This window comes from Micromonospora sp. NPDC005710 (assembly GCF_040630995.1).
Lineage (GTDB): Bacteria > Actinomycetota > Actinomycetes > Mycobacteriales > Micromonosporaceae > Micromonospora.
Genome location: NZ_JBEXYP010000006.1, coordinates 231554 through 248249, shown reverse-complemented (window position 1 = coordinate 248249; position 16696 = coordinate 231554). Strand labels below are relative to the sequence as shown.

Genomic DNA, 16696 nt, shown 5'->3' with positions numbered 1-16696 from the left:
CGGTGCGGCGAAGCCGCCACCACAACAGACGGAAGGGTGTGAAGCATGGCGTTCGAGGTCGAAGCTGCGACTCTGCATACCGCCGCGAGTGACGTGCGGTCCACGCGCAGCGAGGTCGACGGCGAGCTGAAGAAGCTGTGGAACGTGGTCGATGACCTGGCCATCGCGTGGAAGGGCCAGGCGTCCACGGGCTTCCAGTCGCTGATGACGCGCTGGAGCGAAGACACGAGCAAGCTGCTGACGGCGATGGACAACATCGCCGACCTGCTCGACAAGTCGGGTACGACGCACGAGGTCAACGACCAGGATCAGCAGCAGATGCTGGACAAGTTCCACTCTGCTCTCAACCCGTGATCCGCTACCGGCAGAGGAGGAAATCGTGACGATCAAAGTTGACTATGCGGTCCTCGAGAGCAGCAACCAGCAGATGCAGGCCATCTCGAAGACGCTTGAGGAAAAGCTCGACACGCTGCGGTCGATGCTGACCAAGCTCCACTGGGACGGCGAGGACCGGGTTGCCTACGAGCAGCACCAGGCGAAGTGGGATGCGGCGGTCCAGGACATCAACCGGATCCTGAACGAGATCGGCGGTGCCGTGGGCATCGCCCGCGAAAACTACCTCACCACGGAGATGAGCAACTCCAAGGTGTGGGGCTGAGGCATTCGCACGGCGGCTCCGGTCCGGTTCGCCCGGCCCGGAGCCGCTCTGTGTCGGGGTTGGCGTCGGCAGCAGGTCGCGGTGCGCGGCTGTCAGCCGGCGGTCGGTGCGTCGGTGTGTCGGCCGGGGCGCCAGTCGCGTCGGCGACCCAGGGCCATGACCGGTCGTGCCATCAGCAGTAGCCCGGCGAGCAGAGCGCCGATGACCGCCGCCCAGATCGCGGCCTGGCGCTGCCAGCTCAGCGGGTCGTCCCGCACGACCGGTGCCGGGAGCGCGTCGGCGGGCGGGTTCGCCCGGGTGCCGAGCAGGCTGGAGACCGCCCGGTACGGGTTGACCATCCCGTGGCCGATGTCGGCGTTCTGACCCTGCGGCGGGTTGTCCGCGGTGCGTTTCAGCCGATCCGCTACCTGCTGCGGGTTGAGACCCGGGTAGGCGGCCCGGACCAGCGCGGCCACCCCCGAGACGTACGCGGCGGCGTAGCTGGTGCCGCCCTCCGGCACGGTGCGGTAGCCGGTGTTTCCGGGCGCCGGCCCGACGATGTTCATGCCTGGTGCGGCGATGTCGACGTAGTCGCCGCTGATCGACGTGCCGACGTGGCCGCCCTGCTCGTCCACCCCGCCGACAGCGATCACGCCGGGGTACGCGGCGGGGTATCCCGGCAGGTTCTGCGAGTTTTCCGACCGGTTGCCCGCGGCGGCGACGAGCACCACCCCGTTGGCCAGCGCGCGTTCGACGGCCGCCGTCAGTTCGGGGCGGGGAATCGTGGTCAGGGACAGGTTGATCACGTCGGCGCCCTGGGCGACAGCCCAGTCGATGGCTGCCGCGATCTGCGCGGGGAGCTGCGGGTTGTTGACCTCGCCGAGCTTTGGCAGGACCCGGATCGGCAGGATGCGGGCGCCCGGGGCGATGCCGCTGAAGGGGACGACGGTGCCCTCGCGGCCGGCGATGATGCCGGCGATGAGCGTGCCGTGCCCTGCTTCGTCGCACTGGCCCTGTCGGGCGGGCAGGCCGTTGAAGTCGCGGCCCTCGAGCACCTGCCCCTTGAGCAGTGGGTGGGCGGCGGAGACTCCGGAGTCGATGACGGCGACGATGACCCCGGAGCCCCGGGACAACGGCCAGGCCGAGGACGGCTCCAGCCGGCGGAGCGCCCACGGCGTCTGGGTCAGTCTGTCGACGCCGTCGGGGCCGCAGAGGGGTGGCGCGGCGGTCGCGGGGGAGGGGGCGACCAGACCGGTGCCGAGCAGAGCCGCCAGCGCTCCACTGAGGACGCCGCGGAGGACGCGGCGGGACGGGGTCGCGCTCATCGGCGGGCATTCGCGCACCTACACAGGTTAGCGCCGTGACGGTCGCGCAGCGGTCCCGGTGACGCCCGGTCAGGCGCCCGGGGACGTCTTCGTGGTGGGAGTGTCCGCGAACAGTGCGAGCAGGTCGCCGACCTGCCGGTCGGCCTCGGCGGGGTGCCGGAACCGGCCGGCCGGGTTGAGGGTGTACTCGTTGCGTCGCCCGACCCGGGTGCGGTGCAGGTAACCGCCCGCTTCCAGGTCGGCGACGATCGCCTGAGCGGCCCGTTCGGTCACGCCGACCTCGGCCGCGACGTCGCGCAGCCGGGCGGTCGGATCGCGGGCGATGGCCAGCAGGACGTGCCCGTGATTGGTGAGGAACGTCCAGTTCCGCCCGCTGCCGGTGTCGCCCGTCACTGTGCTCGCCATCGTGGGACCGCCTTCCCGGATGTCCGCCTGCCTTGGCGAGAGTCTTGTCCGCACTGCCCGGGGACGTACGTCCAGGGGGTGGCCAACGTCAACGTATGAAATCTAAATCACGCATCCCTTGACGCATCTTACCGTGCGTGTGACGGTGGAGCCCGCGCCAGCGCCCACCGCCCGGCTGGCGGAAAGTGGGCTTGACCAGGGCACAGATGCGTCGAGACGAGGTGCCTGATGAGTTCTACCGGGAGCGTCGGCGGTCAGCCGGGTGCGCAGCGGACCACCGACCGGGCGTCACTGCTCAGCGAGCCGACCCGGGCGTACGCCGAACTTGTCGCCGGCAACAACCGCTTCGTCGATGGCGCTCCCCGCCACCCCAACCAGGACGCTGGGCGCCGGGCCGCCGTGGCCGACGGGCAGCACCCGTTCGCGGTGATCGTCGGCTGCTCGGACTCCCGGCTGGCTGCCGAGATCATCTTCGACCGGGGGCTGGGCGACCTGTTCGTGGTCCGCACCGCCGGGCACACGGCCGGCCCCGAGGTCCTTGGCAGCGTCGAGTACGCGGTGACAGTGCTCGGCACCCCGCTCGTGGTGGTGCTCGGCCACGACTCGTGTGGTGCGGTGCAGGCGGCCCGGGAGTCCGCCTCGACCGGTACCGCACCCAGTGGCCATCTGCGCGCGGTGGTCGACGCTGTGCTGCCCAGCCTGCGCCGGGCCGAGGCCGAAGGCGTGGACGACATCGACGGCATCGTCGACATCCACATCGCGCAGACCGTCGAGACGTTGCTCAGCCAGTCCCCGGTGCTGGCCGACGAGGTGGCGCAGGGGCGGTGCGCGGTGGTGGGGGTGTCCTACCGGCTGGCCGCCGGAGCGGTGCGCCCGGTGGCCGCCGTGCCGGCTGGCTTCGCGACGCTCGACACGCCGACCGGGTCCACCGACCCGGCCGCGCCGGCCACCGTCTGACGCGACGAGGGCCGCTCCGCGTGACGCGGAACGGCCCTCGACGGGAATCGTGCGGGGTCAGAGCAGCGACATGTGCACGTGGTCGGTGTGGTTCGACGGCCCGCTGTACGAACTCCAGCCGGTGGCCGGGAACCAGATCTGCCGGTTCCAGATCACGTAGTAGATGCCGAGCCGGTCGGCGTTACGGATGAGGAACGCGGCCACGTTGTTGCCGTACGTCCGGGTGTCCACGTTGTGCCAGGGGGCGAAGCCGCTCTTCTGGAGCGACCAGTCGCAGGCGCGGCCCTTCGGGTGCTCCCACGGCCCGCCGGAGCGGTAGCAGCCGACGAACCGGTTGAAGCCGGCCGCCTTGACCTCCTTGTACGCGTGCAGCGTGCGCGGCGTGACGCAGCCGGACGTGGTGGGGTCGTTCTCGCTGCACGACTGGGGCTTCCAGTCACCGTCGGCACTGCGACCCGGGCCGATCTTCGCGACCTTGGAGGTGGCGTCCACCAGGCCGCCGGTGAAGCCCTTCCCGCCGACGAGGGAGAGCGCCTTGTCGGCCTCGCTCTTCCGCTTGGCCATCAGGGCGGTCTGCTTCTGCTGCTCGCGGACCTCGGTGTCGAGCGCCAACTTGGCCTGCTCGGCGCGGGCCTTCACGACGTTGACCTCGGCGAGCTTCTTCTCGTTGACCATGTTCATCTCGTCGAGCATCCCGGCGCGTTGAACGAACGAGTCGGGCGCATCGCTCTCCAGCAGCATCGCGACCGCGCCGATCCGGCCGGTCCGGTACGCCTGGGCGGCGATCTGCCCGACCTGCGGGGCCAACGCGTCCAGGTCGGCCTTGGCCCGGTTGACCTCCGCCGCCAACTCGCCCTGCCGCTTCTTGGACTTGTCCAACTTGGACTTGGCGGCGGAGTAGTCGCGGTTGGCCTGTTCGATGACGTCGTTGAGTAGCTTGGGCTCGCCGTCCTCCTCATGCCCGGACGGTGTGGGGTTCGTCGGGGCGGCGTGCGCCGGGAGCGGCCCGGCGAGCACTGTGAGTGCGGCGATCGCGGCCACCACGGGTGTCATCCAGCGGCGTAGGGGTGCCGTCACAATGTTCCCTTCCGTCGACCGCCGACCGGGTTAGCTGACGGGTTCGGGGCGGAAGTGGCCCCTACCGCTGACGCGGATTCACCCCAGGTACCTGGGTCCCCGGCTCGCCGGTTGGCGATTGGGCGGTGGCACCGCAGGCGCCGCTTCGCGCCTTCATCGGTGACCGGCAGCGAGGTTACCCGAGAGTCGACCGGGTCAGCTACGCCTGGATGCCGACCAAAAGCGTCATTTCGCCATAGCGTTGAGTGACCAGTGACGCGGTTCTCAGGGTGGATGCCCGATCTGGTCACGCTGAGGAGTGTCACCATGCCGTATCCGTGCTCCTGTTCGACTCCGGCCACCTGTCGGTGGCCTCGGGTGGGGGTGCGGTCCGCGTCCGGCCCGGCTCGTCGGAGCCGGTCGTGCGCGGTGAGCTGAGTGCGGCGAGTGCCTCGGTGCGGTCCGGCTGGGGCCGGGGCGCGGGAGCGTCGACGGACGGTGCGGCATCGATCCGACCGGCGGCGGTCACCACGGCGGCCAGTCCGGTCGTCAGTGGTACGGCGGCGATCAGACCGAGGGTGGCGACAGCGCTGCGGACGATCTCCTGTGCGAGGAATTCACTCGTCAGGATCTGCCCGATCGGCCGCGAGTCGGCGGTGAGCAGGAGCAGCAGGGGCAGCGACGCGCCGGCGTACGCCAGCACGATGGTGTTGACAGTGGAGGCGATGTGCGCGCGGCCGACCCGGGTGGCCGCCCGGTACAGCTGCAACCGGGTCAGCCCGGGGTTGGCGTTCGCCAGCTCGGTGACTGTCGCCGCCTGGGTGACTGTCACGTCGTCCAGCACCCCGAGTGATCCGATGATGATGCCGGCGAGCAGCAGGCCGTGCAGGTCCACGTCGCCCTGGAACATCGACAGGGTGGTGGCGTCCTCGCTGCCGAAGCCGGTGAGGTGGGTCGCGGCAGTGGCGATGGTGGCGAGCACACCGGTCAGCACCAGGCTGCCCAGGGTGCCGAGCACCGCGACCGAGGTCTGTGCGGTGACCCCGTGCGTCAGGTAGAGCACCACGAACATGATCAGAGCCGCGCCCACCACCGCCACCAGCAGTGGTGACCGGCCGGCGCTGATGCCCGGCAGCACGAACGTGAGCAGGATGGCGAAGCTGGCGGCCAGGCCGGCGAGCGCGGCCAGACCTCGCCACCTGCCGAACGCGACGATCGCTGCCGCGAAGACCACCGCAAGCCACACCATCGGGGTGCCGCGTTGGTGCTCGGCGATGTTCCAGTTGCTCGTGGTCGGGTCGGTGGGGTCGGTCAGCTCGACCAGGATGACCTCGTCGCCGACGGCGACCCGCGGTGCGCCCGGTCCGTCGGGCACCGGTGTGCGTACCTGTTGGCCGGCGGTTGGTCCGTCGTCCACCCGGACGTCGACGGTGCCGCACCGGCCGTCGCCGATCCTCGGGGTGCCCTCGGGTGCGGACGGCGCCGGCGGGCACGGCTCGCTCACCACCCGGGTGACAGTGCCGGGGTAGCGCGGCACGTCCGCACCACCGTCGGTCTGCGGTGCCCCGCCGCGCGGCCACAGCAGCACTGCCGCGAGCACTGTGGCGACGAAGAGGGGGACCACGGTCACGACGAGGATCCGTCGCACCCGTGGTGGGGCGGACGGCGCGGGATGACTGTGGTCGGCGGCCAAGGTGGAAACTCCCAACGATCCGGTGCGGGGTACGGGTCAGCGGGCCGGACGGTTCACCGGTCGCTGTGGAAACGCGGCGAACGGTGGGTCGGATCGCTGCCTGATGGCCCATTGATCACGGACGGTCAGTGCCCAGCCGGGTCGGCCGGGGGCGACGCCATGGCGTGGGGGCGCCGGTGCCCGGCTGTGCGGCGGCATACGGGAGGTCATCGTGGGAGATGCTAACCAGCCGACCTGGGGGTCGCCGGTCGTGGCGGAGTGTCGGGTACCCGCACCGACCGCGTGGCGGCCCGGGCGGTCAGCCGCGCTTCATGAGCCGACCGACCGCCGCCATCATCTCGGTGGCCATCTCGTCGGCCCGACCCTCGGCGGCACCCTCGTGCATGCAGTGCCGGGCGTGCCCGTCGAGCAGCCCGAGCGCGACCTTGTCGAGGGCGGCCTGGATCGCGGAGATCTGGGTGAGCACGTCGATGCAGTAACGGTCGTCGTCGACCATCTTTTCGATGCCCCGGACCTGGCCCTCGACGCGGCGGAGCCGCGCGAGCAGTTGGTCCTTGCTGGCGGTGTATCCACGGATCGGGGTGGGTGCGGTCATGTCGACCAGGATAGCGTACCCCCAGGGGGTATGGTACGGTCGTGTCCGGTGGGATACCCCCACCCGGTACCGGTAAGGGAGACGTTCGATGGTCAACACGACGTACCAGGTGCAGGGCATGACCTGTGGGCACTGCGTCAGCGCGGTGAGCACCGAGGTCGGCGCCATCGCGGGCGTGCGGGACGTCCAGGTCGACCTCGCCGCCGGCCGGGTCACCGTCAGCAGCGACCAGCCGCTGGAGACCGCTGTGGTCCGGGCCGCCGTCGACGAGGCCGGCTACGACCTCGTCGACGCGTGATCGGGGGGCCGGCGTGCGTACCGTGACGAGACTGGCCGGGTTCGCGGTCGGCCTGGCTGCCGTCTTCGGCGCGACCTACGGGGTCGGCCGGGTCGTCGACACCGCCCCGGCCGCCGACAGCCGGCACGACCACGTCACCACCCCGCCGACTGACGAGCGCAACGGCACCTCCGACCGGCTCCCCGGCGGGCTGCTCGTCTCCGAGCGCGGCTACACCCTCGACCCCGTCGAGACCCGGGCCGGCGAGTTCGCCTTCCGGATCGCCGGCCCGGACGGGCGCCCGGTCACCCGGTACGAGGTGGCGCACGACAAGCAGATGCACCTGATCGTCGCCCGACGGGACCTCTCCGGCTTCCGTCACGTGCACCCCGAGCTGGCCCCGGACGGCACCTGGCGGGTCGACACCCCGCTGAGCGGGCCCGGGCAGTGGCGCGCGTTCGCCGACTTCACCCCGACCGGGGGTGAGCCGCTGACTCTCGGCGTGGACGTGACGGTCCCCGGCGAGCTGACCGAGCGGCAGTTGCCCGCCCCGGCGACGAGCACCACCGTCGACGGTTACACGGTCACCCTGGCCGGTGCGCCGCAGCCCGGCCGCACGTCGCCGCTGACCCTGACCGTCAGCCGGAACGGGCAGCCGGTCACCGACCTGGAGCCCTACCTGGGCGCGTACGGGCACCTGGTGGCGTTGCGCCGCGGTGATCTGGCGTACCTGCACGTGCACCCGGACGGGGTGCCCGGCGACGGGCGTACCCGGCCCGGACCGGCCGTCACATTCCTCGCCGAGGTGCCCTCGGCCGGCAGCTACCGCATCTACCTCGACTTCCGGCACGGCGGGCGGGTGCACACCGCCGAGTTCACGGTTGTCGCCGGCACTGCTCCGAGCAGAGACACCCCCACCCCGAACGGGCCCGCACCGACCGGCGGGGCCGACCACGGCACCCCCGGGCACGGACACGACTGACGGGACCAGACGATGACCACCACCAGCAGACCGCTGCCCGAGGCGCCGAACCGGATCGAACTGGCGATCGGCGGGATGACCTGCGCCGCCTGCGCCGCCCGGGTCGAGAAGAAGCTCAACCGGATGGACGGGGTGAGCGCCACCGTCAACTACGCCACCGAGAAGGCGACCGTCCGGTACGTCGACGGCGTCACCCCGGACGACCTGATCGAGACCGTCCAGAAGACCGGTTACACGGCGGCGCTTCCGGCCCCGCCCAGCGCGGAGCCGCCGGTGGACCCGCTGCGCGGTCCGCGTACCCGGCTCTGGGTCTCGGTGGCCCTGAGCGTGCCGGTGGTCCTGCTGGCGATGGTCCCGGCCTGGCAGTTCGACTACTGGCAGTGGTTGTCGCTGACCCTGGCCGCTCCGGTGGTGGTCTGGGGTGGGCTGCCGTTCCACCGGGCCGCCTGGACGAACCTGCGGCACGGCGCGGCCACCATGGACACGCTCGTGTCGCTCGGCACCCTGGCCGCGTTCGGCTGGTCGCTCTGGGCGCTCTTCCTCGGTGACGCGGGGATGCCCGGCATGACGCACCCGTTCCGGTTCGCCATCACCCGGACCGACGGTGCCGGCAACATCTACCTGGAGGCGGCCGCCGGGGTCACCGTGTTCATCCTGGCCGGGCGCTACTTCGAGGCCCGGTCCAAGCGGACCGCCGGTGCCGCCCTGCGGGCCCTGCTCGACCTGGGGGCCAAGGACGTGGCGGTGCTGCGGGACGGCGTGGAGACCCTGATCCCGGTGGACCGGCTCACCGTCGGGGACCGGTTCGTGGTCCGCCCCGGGGAGAAGATCGCCACCGACGGGGTGGTCGACGAGGGCACCTCCGCTGTCGACGCCAGCATGCTCACCGGTGAGTCGGTGCCGGTCGAGGTCGCGCCGGGAGACGGCGTGGTCGGTGCCACGATCAACGCGGGCGGACGGCTGATCGTCACTGCCACCCGGGTCGGCGCGGACACCCAGCTCGCCCGGATGGCCGACCTGGTCGAGCAGGCGCAGAGCGGCAAGGCGGCGGTCCAGCGGCTGGCGGACCGGATCTCCGGGGTGTTCGTGCCGATCGTCATCACCCTCGCCGTCGGCACGCTCGGCTGGTGGCTCGGCACCGGGGCCGGTCCAACCGCCGCGTTCACCGCCGCCGTGGCCGTGCTGATCATCGCCTGTCCCTGCGCGCTCGGCCTGGCCACTCCGACCGCGCTGCTCGTCGGCACCGGTCGGGGTGCCCAGCTCGGCGTGCTGATCAAGGGCCCGGAGGTGCTGGAGTCGACCCGCCGGGTGGACACCGTGGTGCTCGACAAGACCGGCACCGTGACGACCGGCCGGATGACTCTGGTGGACGTGGTGCCGGTCAGCGGTGTGGACAGTGCCGAGCTGCTCCGGCTCGCCGGCGCGGTGGAGGCCGCCTCCGAGCATCCGATCGCCCGTGCGGTCGCCGCCGCTGCTGCCGCCGACGCGGGCCCGCTGCCCCCGGTGACCGCCTTCGGCAACCTCGACGGGCTGGGAGTGACCGGCACCGTCGACGGGCGGGCCCTGCTTGTCGGCCGGGTCCGGCTGCTGCGCGAGCGCGAGTTCGACGTACCCCCGGAGGTCGAGTGGGCGGTGCGCGACGCGGAGGCCGCCGGCCGCACGGCGATCGTCGCCGGGTGGGACGGGCTGGCCCGGGGCGTGCTCGCTGTCGCCGACGTGGTCCGGCCGACCAGCCGGGCGGCGGTGGCCCGGCTGCGTGGGCTGGGGCTGACCCCGGTCCTGCTGACCGGGGACAACATCACTGTGGCTCGCGCGGTGGCCGACGAGGTGGGCGTGGACGAGGTGATCGCCGAGGTGCTGCCCGCCGGTAAGGTCGACGTGATCAAGCGGCTCCAGGCCGAGGGGCGATCGGTGGCGATGGTCGGTGACGGGGTCAACGACGCCCCGGCGCTGGCCCAGGCCGACCTGGGGTTGGCGATGGGCACTGGCACCGACGTGGCGATCGAGGCGGCCGACCTCACCCTCGTGCGGGGCGACCTGGCCGCCGTGGTGGATGCCATCCGGTTGTCCCGGCGCACGCTCGGCATCATCCGGGGCAACCTGTTCTGGGCGTTCGGCTACAACGTGGCGGCCCTGCCGCTGGCCGCCGCCGGGCTGCTCAACCCGATGATCGCCGGCGCCACGATGGCGCTGTCCTCGGTCTTCGTGGTGGCCAACAGCCTGCGTCTGCGTCGCTTTCGTCCGGCCGCCGCCGATCTGTGACGAGGGTAATGGTTGGACTGGCGACGCCGGGGGTACCTCTGTGGTCGTTAGCGACGCTTGCAATGGAGGTTGGCAATGGGACTCGACGACAAGATCAACAACGCCACCGAGGACGCGACCGGCAAGCTGAAGGAAGGCGCCGGTCGGGCCACCGACGACGAGCAGCTTGAGGCGGAGGGTCGCGCTGACCAGTCCAAGGCCAAGCTCAAGCAGGCTGGCGAGAAGATCAAGGACGCCTTCAAGAGCTGACGTACGACGTAACCCGCACGCCGGGCCGGTGATCATCACCGGCCCGGCGTGCTGTGTGTCCGGCCCTTTGCGACAACCCTGAGATCCCCCTGATTCCGGTTCCGTGCCGCACCGCCGCGCGCCGACACCTGCTAACTTTCCTTGGCATGTGCAAGGGCTGGTTATGAGCACCGCTCCACCGCCGACCGGCGACGACCTGGTCCGGGTGCTGGCCACCCTGGCCAACCCGCACCGACTGCGGGTCGTCGCCGCGCTGGCCCGCGAGCGTGCGTACGTCAGCGGGCTGGCCCGGCAACTGGGCATCAGCCGGGCGCTGTTGCAGGTCCACCTACGGAAGCTGGCGGCGGCCGGGCTGGTCACCGCCCGCCTGGAGTTGTCGGAGGACGGGAAGGCCATGAACTACTACGAGGTGGAGCCGTTCGTGTTCACACTCACCCCCGCTGTCATCGCGGCGGCGGTCGAGACGCTCACAGTGCCCGACTCGGGCGAACAGCCGGGAGCAGAGCGATGAGCGACCACGACTGGACCGAGGTGGTCGGCGCGATCGGCATCTTCGGCTTCCTGATCAGCGTGGTCACGGTGAGCGTCGTCCAGCTCGCCAAGACCCGCCGGGCCCGCTACGAGGCGGCCCGCAGCGACGACTACCGCCGGCTCGCCGAGACGGCCGCTCAGGCCCAGGCCGAGAACACCCGACTGCTCGCGGCGATGGACGGCCGGCTGGGCGGCATGGAGACCCGGATGACCACGCTCGAACGCGTCCTGCGCGAGGTCGACTGACCCGGCGGACGAGAGACCCCGGGCCGTCGAGCGGCTACTCGACGGCCCGGGTGGAAGCAGCATCACCTCGCCCAGTGGGCGAGTTCACCGGCAACGCTCCTTCGAGAAGAGGACAGCACCTCATGCTGCGCGTACGCAAATCAGCAGTCGGCTGGGCGGTCGCCCTGGCCCTGACGACCGCCGGCCTGACCCCGGCGAGCCCGGCCGCCGCCCAACCACGGCCCGGCCCGACGATCGACTGGCGGCCCTGCGCCGCGGACACCGCCGCCGAGTGCGGCACCCTGTCGCTGCCGGTGGACTGGAACCGACCCCTGGGTGAGCGCTTCGACCTGTCGGTGGCCCGCCGCGTCGCCGACCCGGCCACCCGGGAAGGCGCACTCGTCTTCGGTCCCGGCGGACCGGGCGACAGTGGGGTCGACCGGGTGGTGAACGGCAGCTCCCGGTTCAGTGCCGACCTGCGTGCCCGGTTCGACATCGTCAGTTTCGACCCCCGGGGCACCGGCGGCAGCCACCCGGTGGTCTGCGCCCGGGCGCTGCTCGCCCGGCAGCCACAGGTGATCGCCGACCAGGCCCAGTTCGACGCCGTGCTCGCCAACAACGCGTTGCTGCGCGCCGACTGCCGGGCCCGCACCGGGGCGCTCTACGACCACGTGGACACCACGAGCGCCGCCCGTGACCTGGACGCGGTTCGTGTCGCGCTCGGCGAGCGGCAGCTCACCTTCCACGGCAGCTCATACGGCACAGTGCTCGGGCAGCGGTACGCCGAGCTGTACCCCGACCGGGTCCGAGCCATGGTGCTGGAGGCCACGATGGACCACAGCGTCGGCACCCGTGCCTTCCTCGACAGCCAGGCCGTCACCGCGGAGGGCGCGTTCGACGAGTTCCTGGCCTGGTGCGCCCGCTCGGTCGACTGCGTCCTGCACGGGAGCGACGTCCGGGCCAGGTGGGCGGGGCTGCACGCCCGGGCCGAGCGAGGCTCGCTCACCGACCCGGACCGGGGCGGGGCCGCGCTCGCCCCGTTCGAGTTGAGCCGCCTCGCCCACAAGGCGCTCTACGACACCTGGCGGTGGCCGGAGCTGGCCAGGTGGATCATCCGGCTGGAGGGCACGGACACCACGCTGGGCTTGCGTCCGCTGGCGGACGAGGCAGTGGCTCCGTACCCCTTCGCGGTCTTCTGTCAGGACTGGAGCCTGCCGGTCCGTGACTACCGGGAGTACGACGGACACCTGCGCCGGGCGGCCCGGCTCGCGCCGGACCTGCGGTACCCGCCGGCGCTGTTCGCGCTCGTCACCTGCCTGGGCACCCCGGCGCCGGTGGCGAACCCGCAGCATCGGCTACGGGTCCACACCGACGTGCCGGTGCTGCTCGCCGCCACAGTGCACGACCCGGCCAGCGGCTACGGCTGGGCGCGCAACGTGGCACGACAGTTGGGCCGGCACGGCGTGCTGCTCACCTACCAGGGGTGGGGGCACGGCAGCTACAGCAGCAGCGTGTGCGTGCAACGAGCCGTCGACTCCTACCTGATCGACAAGGTGGTGCCGACTCGCGGCGCCAGCTGCCCGGCCGTCGAACCGGAGGTGTGAGGGTCGCTGCCGGCCGTCGGGTGGTCCGGGGTCGCCCGACGGCCGGCAGCGGTGTGCTCAGCGACGTCTGACCGCGCGGACGACCACGTCGTGCAGCGGGACCTCGCGGCCCGGCATCGTGCGGCGGTGCTCCTCGGCGGTGCTGATCTCCCAGGTGGCGCTGTCCAGGCCGGCGGTGATGTCCGCGAGGGTGACTGTCGCCTCGTCGGGCTGGTGGTGCCCGTGCCCGTGCCCCTGCTCGGTGGCGCCCGAGATGTGCAGGTGACCGACGATCAGAAGGGTGCCGCCAGGAGCCACCCACCCGGCGACGCGGTCGTAGAAGGCCAACTGCGGCATCGCCGGGTGCGCGTAGTGCGTCGTGACCAGGTCGAACCGTGTCTCCGGAGCCCAGGCCGTCAGGTCCGCCTCCACCCACCGCACACGGTCGGAGAGCCCGCTCTCCGCCGCGCGTTCAGCGGCCCGGGCGAGGGCGACGGGTGCGATGTCGACGGCGGTGACCTGCCAGCCCCGGGTTGCGAGCCAGATCGCCTCCGCGCCGGCGCCGCACCCGGCGTCCAACGCCGTACCCGGAACCAGGCCCCCGGCCTCCCGGGCCAGGTACGGGTGCGCGGTACTCGTGCTCATCGCACCGGGGCGGTCGTGTCCCGTCTGGTGCCAGTGCCGCTCCCAGTAGTCCTTGTCGAACTCGTGCTGCTCGGTCATCTGTGCCTGCTCCTTCGCGCGTCGCCAACGACTGTGACCGGGCACCGATCAGATGCGCAAAGAATGTTGCCAGAACGGCAAGAAGATGTTCCTCACCCCTGCCCGGTCAGCCGGGCCGCCCGCACCTCCAGGTAACGCTGCTCGGGCCGGCTCGTGGTGCCCCGCGCCGAAGCCAGGTACGCGTCCCGCGCCGCGCCGACGTCCCCGGCCAGCTCCAACAGATGAGCCCGGACGGCGGCGAGTCGGTGGTGCCCGGCAGTGCGTTCGTCGGCGTCCAACGGCGTGAGCAGGGCCAGCCCGGCCCGGGGCCCGTCGACCATGGCCACCGCCACCGCCTGGTTGAGGGTGACCATCGGATTCGGTGCGATCCGGGCCAACAGTCGGTAGAGCGCGACGATCTGCCGCCAGTCCGTCTCCGCCGCCGACGACGCCTCGGCGTGCACAGCGGCGATCGCCGCCTGAAGCTGGTACGGACCGGGCGGCGACCAGGTCAACGCCTCGGTGATCAGCGCGACCCCCTCGGCGATCGCGGCGGCGTCCCACCGGGAACGGTCCTGCTCGGCCAGCGGCACCAACTCCCCGTCCGGCCCCACCCGGGCCGCCCGGTGCGCGTCGGTCAGCAGCATCAGCGCCAACAGCCCGGTCACCTCGCCGTCGTCGGGCAACAGCCCGCGCAGTACGCGAGTCAGCCGGATCGCCTCGCCGGTGAGCGTGGCCCGGCGAAGGTCAGTGCCACTGGACGCGGTGTAGCCCTCGTTGAAGATCAAATAGAGCACCCGCAGAACCGTTCCCAGCCGCTCGTCCCGCTCGGCCGGCCCGGGCATGGTGAAGCGGGCACCCGCGGCCTCGACCCGCTGCTTGGCCCGGCGGATCCGCTGACTCATCGTCGCCTCCGGCACCAGGTGCGCGCGGGCGATCTGGGCGGTGCTGAGACCGCCCACCGCTCGCAGGGTCAGCGCCACCTGCGCCGACCCGGGCAGCGCCGGGTGACAGCAGAGAAACAGCAGCGTGAGGGTGTCGTCGTCGGCCGCGACGGCCGGCTCCGCGTCCGCCGCTGGCGCCACCCCGGCGTACGCCGGCTCGCGCCGCGCCACCGCCAGCTCGCGGTCCCGGCGCGCGCTGTCGCTGCGCCACTCGTCGGTGAGCCGGCGGGTGGCCACCGTGAGCAACCAGGCGCGCGGACTGTCCGGTACGCCCTGGCCGGGCCACTGTGTCGCCGCGGCGAGCAGCGCCTCCTGGACCGCGTCCTCGCACCTGTCGAACTGTCCGTGCCGGCGGACCAGCAGGCCGAGGACCTGCGGCGCGAACGTGCGCAGCAGATCCTCGACCGTCCGGTCCGCCGTCACATCTCCGTCCCGGCCCCGTCCATGATCGGGCGGACCTCCATCACTCCGCCGTACCGGACATCCGGCCACCGGGCGGCGATCTCGGCGGCCCGCTGCGGGCTGTCGCAGTCGACGGCCAGGTAACCGGCGAACTGCTCCTTGCTCTCCATGAACGGGCCGTCGAGGATCTCGGGGTTGCCGTCCACCAGCCGGACCGTCGACGTCTGCGACGGATCCGCCAACGCCTGGCCGCCGATCAGCTCGCCGGTCTCCGTCAGCTCCTTCATGATCTCGTCGACGTCACCGAAAAGGGCGGTACGGACCTGCTCGCTCAGCTCCTCGGTGAAGCCGGGCCGGTTCCAGATCAGCAGCATGTACTTCACGGCGATGCTCCTCGTGCTCTGGTCGCACCCCGAGCGGGGCGCGACTCGCCGGAGGGTCGGAGCCGTTCCCCCGATCCCTACCGCGTACCGAAGAAAATCGCAGAAACGGCCGGCGGGGGTGCTCCCACGCCGGGGGGATCAGCGCGGATCGGGTCGGCCCTGAACCTGTCGGGGCTTGCGGCCACCCCCGACGTCCAGCGACGCCCGGTCGGCTGCCGACGTGCCGGACGACCAGCCGTCCGCGTCGCGCACGCTGAGCCGGTGTCGGGTGACGCCGGGAAAGAGTGTGTCGAGCCGCTCCCGGACCGCCTCACCCCGCGCCGCGAGCACCGGCAACAGCCGATCCGCCCCGGCCGTCTCGGCCGACGCCCGGTCTGCCGCCTCGGTTGCCGCCTCGGTTGCCGCCCGCAACCGCTCGCCGATCCGCAGCGCGAACGCGTTGAGGAAGGACTCGTCCCAGACCTTCGTCCGCCGCCCCGAACCCGGCCGCCGCTCGGCGCGCCCCCGCAGCATCGCCGCCGTGGCCTGGACCAGCAGCGACGTGTAGAGCAACTCCACCGCCACCAGATCCGCCGGCCAGCCCAGCACCGTCGCGAAGCCGAGATCGTCGGACCAGACCGCCTCGCACCGGTTCGCCGCCGCCACCTCCTGCACCAGCAGCGCCTTCGCGCCCGCGTACGGGGTGTCGGTGCTCAGGCGTACCCCGCCAGGCAGGTCCCCGCGCTCCGACCCGGCAGCCAGCAGCGCCTCGTCGATGCTGTGCCGGGCGATCAGCTCCTGGGCCTTCCCGGTCAGCGCCTCGGCCTCGGCCGGGAAGGTGGTCGACTCGGCCTTGGCCAGGAGCGCCCGTACCCGGTCCAACATCGGCGACCCGCTGCGCGCCGTGCCGGCCGTGCGGGGCAGCGCCGCGCCACTCGTACCCGGCGGTGGGCGCAGCACCGCGATCGGCGGCAGGCTCTCCACGAGCGCGAGAGTGTCCACTGCCACGCGGAGCGCGTCGGCCCGGTCCAGGCCCTCCCGGCCGGCCCAGCCAGTCAGCACACCCCGGTCGGCACCTGCCTCGGTGGCCGGCAACTCGCGCAGCTGGTCGTCCCACCAGGCCGGGACCGGCTCGGCCTGGTCGCGCCGCTGCACGGCCATCGCGGCGCGGACCAGCCGGGCCGCGCGGGCGTCGAGGCGCCGACCGGTGATCCGGTCCACGTCGACCGGCTGCCAACCGCGCGGCCAGAGCCGGCCCAGGCCGCGGACCAGGCGACGCAGCAGCGCGGCGTCCACCGCCGTGGTGCCGTCCGCGGCGCCGGTGCCGACCATCAGGTGGTCCAGCTGCCGTTCGGCCTGCCGTACGTCAGTGCCGCGCACCGCCGCGAGCGCGTTGGCGACGAGTTCGTCAGCGTCCGGCACGGGCACCTCCTCCTCGGGATCTGGATGTCGCTGCCCCTCCAGGCACCATGATCATGCCGCGTGGGGGCCGGGAGTCGCCAAACGGGG

19 protein-coding genes and 1 riboswitch are annotated in these 16696 nt (G+C 72.2%); of the genes, 10 read left to right on the top strand and 9 right to left on the bottom strand.

What is annotated here, in order from left to right:
• Nucleotides 1-45: 45 nt before the first annotated feature.
• Nucleotides 46-354, top strand: a complete 309-nt coding sequence (locus ABZ406_RS11135; protein WP_357758822.1) for a WXG100 family type VII secretion target — start codon at nucleotides 46-48, stop codon at nucleotides 352-354.
• Between the two features lie 25 nt (nucleotides 355-379).
• Nucleotides 380-658, top strand: coding sequence for a WXG100 family type VII secretion target (locus tag ABZ406_RS11130; RefSeq protein WP_088951261.1), 279 nt, complete (start codon nucleotides 380-382; stop codon nucleotides 656-658).
• A gap of 92 nt (nucleotides 659-750) precedes the next feature.
• Here the strand turns inward: ABZ406_RS11130 and mycP are convergent, their stop codons facing one another.
• Nucleotides 751-1980, bottom strand: a complete 1230-nt coding sequence (mycP, locus tag ABZ406_RS11125; protein WP_357758817.1) for a type VII secretion-associated serine protease mycosin — start codon at nucleotides 1978-1980, stop codon at nucleotides 751-753.
• Between the two features lie 51 nt (nucleotides 1981-2031).
• Nucleotides 2032-2367: a MarR family winged helix-turn-helix transcriptional regulator gene (locus ABZ406_RS11120; RefSeq protein ID WP_357758814.1), complete on the bottom strand. Its 336-nt coding sequence runs from the start codon at nucleotides 2365-2367 to the stop codon at nucleotides 2032-2034.
• A gap of 228 nt (nucleotides 2368-2595) precedes the next feature.
• Here ABZ406_RS11120 and ABZ406_RS11115 point away from each other — a divergent pair, with 228 nt between their 5' ends.
• Nucleotides 2596-3324: a carbonic anhydrase gene (locus ABZ406_RS11115; RefSeq protein WP_357758812.1), complete on the top strand. Its 729-nt coding sequence runs from the start codon at nucleotides 2596-2598 to the stop codon at nucleotides 3322-3324.
• A 57-nt stretch (nucleotides 3325-3381) separates the two neighbouring features.
• Here the strand turns inward: ABZ406_RS11115 and ABZ406_RS11110 are convergent, their stop codons facing one another.
• From ABZ406_RS11110 to ABZ406_RS11100, 3 genes are all read right to left on the bottom strand, one after another.
• Nucleotides 3382-4401 (bottom strand): hypothetical protein, encoded by a 1020-nt coding sequence (locus ABZ406_RS11110; protein ID WP_357758809.1) that lies wholly within the window; start codon nucleotides 4399-4401, stop codon nucleotides 3382-3384.
• A gap of 4 nt (nucleotides 4402-4405) precedes the next feature.
• Nucleotides 4406-4536: riboswitch (cyclic di-AMP (ydaO/yuaA leader) on the bottom strand.
• Between the two features lie 166 nt (nucleotides 4537-4702).
• Nucleotides 4703-6073, bottom strand: coding sequence for a YibE/F family protein (locus tag ABZ406_RS11105; protein ID WP_357758806.1), 1371 nt, complete (start codon nucleotides 6071-6073; stop codon nucleotides 4703-4705).
• 298 nt (nucleotides 6074-6371) lie between these two features.
• Nucleotides 6372-6668 (bottom strand): metal-sensitive transcriptional regulator, encoded by a 297-nt coding sequence (locus tag ABZ406_RS11100; protein WP_030329541.1) that lies wholly within the window; start codon nucleotides 6666-6668, stop codon nucleotides 6372-6374.
• An 88-nt stretch (nucleotides 6669-6756) separates the two neighbouring features.
• Here ABZ406_RS11100 and ABZ406_RS11095 point away from each other — a divergent pair, with 88 nt between their 5' ends.
• The 7 genes from ABZ406_RS11095 to ABZ406_RS11065 all read left to right on the top strand — a co-directional run bounded on the left by ABZ406_RS11095 (nucleotide 6757) and on the right by ABZ406_RS11065 (nucleotide 12798).
• Complete coding sequence (locus tag ABZ406_RS11095; protein WP_357758803.1) at nucleotides 6757-6966, top strand: copper ion binding protein; 210 nt, start codon at nucleotides 6757-6759, stop codon at nucleotides 6964-6966.
• A gap of 13 nt (nucleotides 6967-6979) precedes the next feature.
• A complete protein-coding gene (locus ABZ406_RS11090) occupies nucleotides 6980-7927 on the top strand; it encodes a hypothetical protein (protein ID WP_357758799.1) in 948 nt (315 codons plus the stop codon).
• A gap of 12 nt (nucleotides 7928-7939) precedes the next feature.
• Entirely contained in the window at nucleotides 7940-10189 is a 2250-nt protein-coding gene (locus tag ABZ406_RS11085) for a heavy metal translocating P-type ATPase (protein ID WP_357758796.1), read from the top strand.
• A gap of 75 nt (nucleotides 10190-10264) precedes the next feature.
• Complete coding sequence (locus tag ABZ406_RS11080; RefSeq protein ID WP_357758793.1) at nucleotides 10265-10438, top strand: CsbD family protein; 174 nt, start codon at nucleotides 10265-10267, stop codon at nucleotides 10436-10438.
• A 163-nt stretch (nucleotides 10439-10601) separates the two neighbouring features.
• Nucleotides 10602-10949 carry a helix-turn-helix domain-containing protein gene (locus ABZ406_RS11075; RefSeq protein WP_357758790.1) on the top strand — a complete coding sequence of 116 codons (348 nt, stop codon included), beginning with the start codon at nucleotides 10602-10604 and terminating at the stop codon, nucleotides 10947-10949.
• Nucleotides 10946-11215, top strand: coding sequence for a hypothetical protein (locus tag ABZ406_RS11070; RefSeq protein ID WP_357758788.1), 270 nt, complete (start codon nucleotides 10946-10948; stop codon nucleotides 11213-11215). The genes ABZ406_RS11075 and ABZ406_RS11070 overlap by 4 nt, the downstream gene beginning before the upstream one ends.
• Nucleotides 11216-11337: 122 nt before the next feature.
• Nucleotides 11338-12798, top strand: coding sequence for an alpha/beta hydrolase (locus ABZ406_RS11065; protein WP_357758785.1), 1461 nt, complete (start codon nucleotides 11338-11340; stop codon nucleotides 12796-12798).
• A gap of 57 nt (nucleotides 12799-12855) precedes the next feature.
• On the opposite strand, the gene ABZ406_RS11060 is transcribed toward ABZ406_RS11065, so the two are convergent.
• From ABZ406_RS11060 to ABZ406_RS11045, 4 genes are all read right to left on the bottom strand, one after another.
• Nucleotides 12856-13500, bottom strand: coding sequence for a class I SAM-dependent methyltransferase (locus ABZ406_RS11060; protein WP_357758782.1), 645 nt, complete (start codon nucleotides 13498-13500; stop codon nucleotides 12856-12858).
• Nucleotides 13501-13592: 92 nt separating this feature from the next.
• Nucleotides 13593-14846: a DUF6596 domain-containing protein gene (locus ABZ406_RS11055; protein WP_357758779.1), complete on the bottom strand. Its 1254-nt coding sequence runs from the start codon at nucleotides 14844-14846 to the stop codon at nucleotides 13593-13595.
• Entirely contained in the window at nucleotides 14843-15199 is a 357-nt protein-coding gene (locus ABZ406_RS11050; RefSeq protein ID WP_357759005.1) for a YciI family protein, read from the bottom strand. Before ABZ406_RS11050 ends, ABZ406_RS11055 begins: the two co-directional genes overlap by 4 nt.
• Before the next feature lie 147 nt (nucleotides 15200-15346).
• Nucleotides 15347-16609, bottom strand: a complete 1263-nt coding sequence (locus ABZ406_RS11045; RefSeq protein ID WP_357758776.1) for a DUF2786 domain-containing protein — start codon at nucleotides 16607-16609, stop codon at nucleotides 15347-15349.
• Between the last annotated feature and the right edge of the window lie 87 nt (nucleotides 16610-16696).

What these genes read in the sequence shown, in the direction of transcription:
- ABZ406_RS11115 (WP_357758812.1), top strand. Translation starts at nt 2,596, where the DNA reads ATGAGTTCTACCGGGAGCGTCGGCGGTCAGCCGGGTGCGCAGCGGACC.
- ABZ406_RS11070 (WP_357758788.1), top strand. Translation starts at nt 10,946, where the DNA reads ATGAGCGACCACGACTGGACCGAGGTGGTCGGCGCGATCGGCATCTTC.
- ABZ406_RS11100 (WP_030329541.1), bottom strand. Translation starts at nt 6,668, where the DNA reads ATGACCGCACCCACCCCGATCCGTGGATACACCGCCAGCAAGGACCAA.
- ABZ406_RS11050 (WP_357759005.1), bottom strand. Translation starts at nt 15,199, where the DNA reads ATGCTGCTGATCTGGAACCGGCCCGGCTTCACCGAGGAGCTGAGCGAG.
- ABZ406_RS11065 (WP_357758785.1), top strand. Translation starts at nt 11,338, where the DNA reads ATGCTGCGCGTACGCAAATCAGCAGTCGGCTGGGCGGTCGCCCTGGCC.
- ABZ406_RS11085 (WP_357758796.1), top strand. Translation starts at nt 7,940, where the DNA reads ATGACCACCACCAGCAGACCGCTGCCCGAGGCGCCGAACCGGATCGAA.
- ABZ406_RS11135 (WP_357758822.1), top strand. Translation starts at nt 46, where the DNA reads ATGGCGTTCGAGGTCGAAGCTGCGACTCTGCATACCGCCGCGAGTGAC.
- ABZ406_RS11120 (WP_357758814.1), bottom strand. Translation starts at nt 2,367, where the DNA reads ATGGCGAGCACAGTGACGGGCGACACCGGCAGCGGGCGGAACTGGACG.
- ABZ406_RS11075 (WP_357758790.1), top strand. Translation starts at nt 10,602, where the DNA reads ATGAGCACCGCTCCACCGCCGACCGGCGACGACCTGGTCCGGGTGCTG.
- ABZ406_RS11095 (WP_357758803.1), top strand. Translation starts at nt 6,757, where the DNA reads ATGGTCAACACGACGTACCAGGTGCAGGGCATGACCTGTGGGCACTGC.
- ABZ406_RS11080 (WP_357758793.1), top strand. Translation starts at nt 10,265, where the DNA reads ATGGGACTCGACGACAAGATCAACAACGCCACCGAGGACGCGACCGGC.
- ABZ406_RS11060 (WP_357758782.1), bottom strand. Translation starts at nt 13,500, where the DNA reads ATGACCGAGCAGCACGAGTTCGACAAGGACTACTGGGAGCGGCACTGG.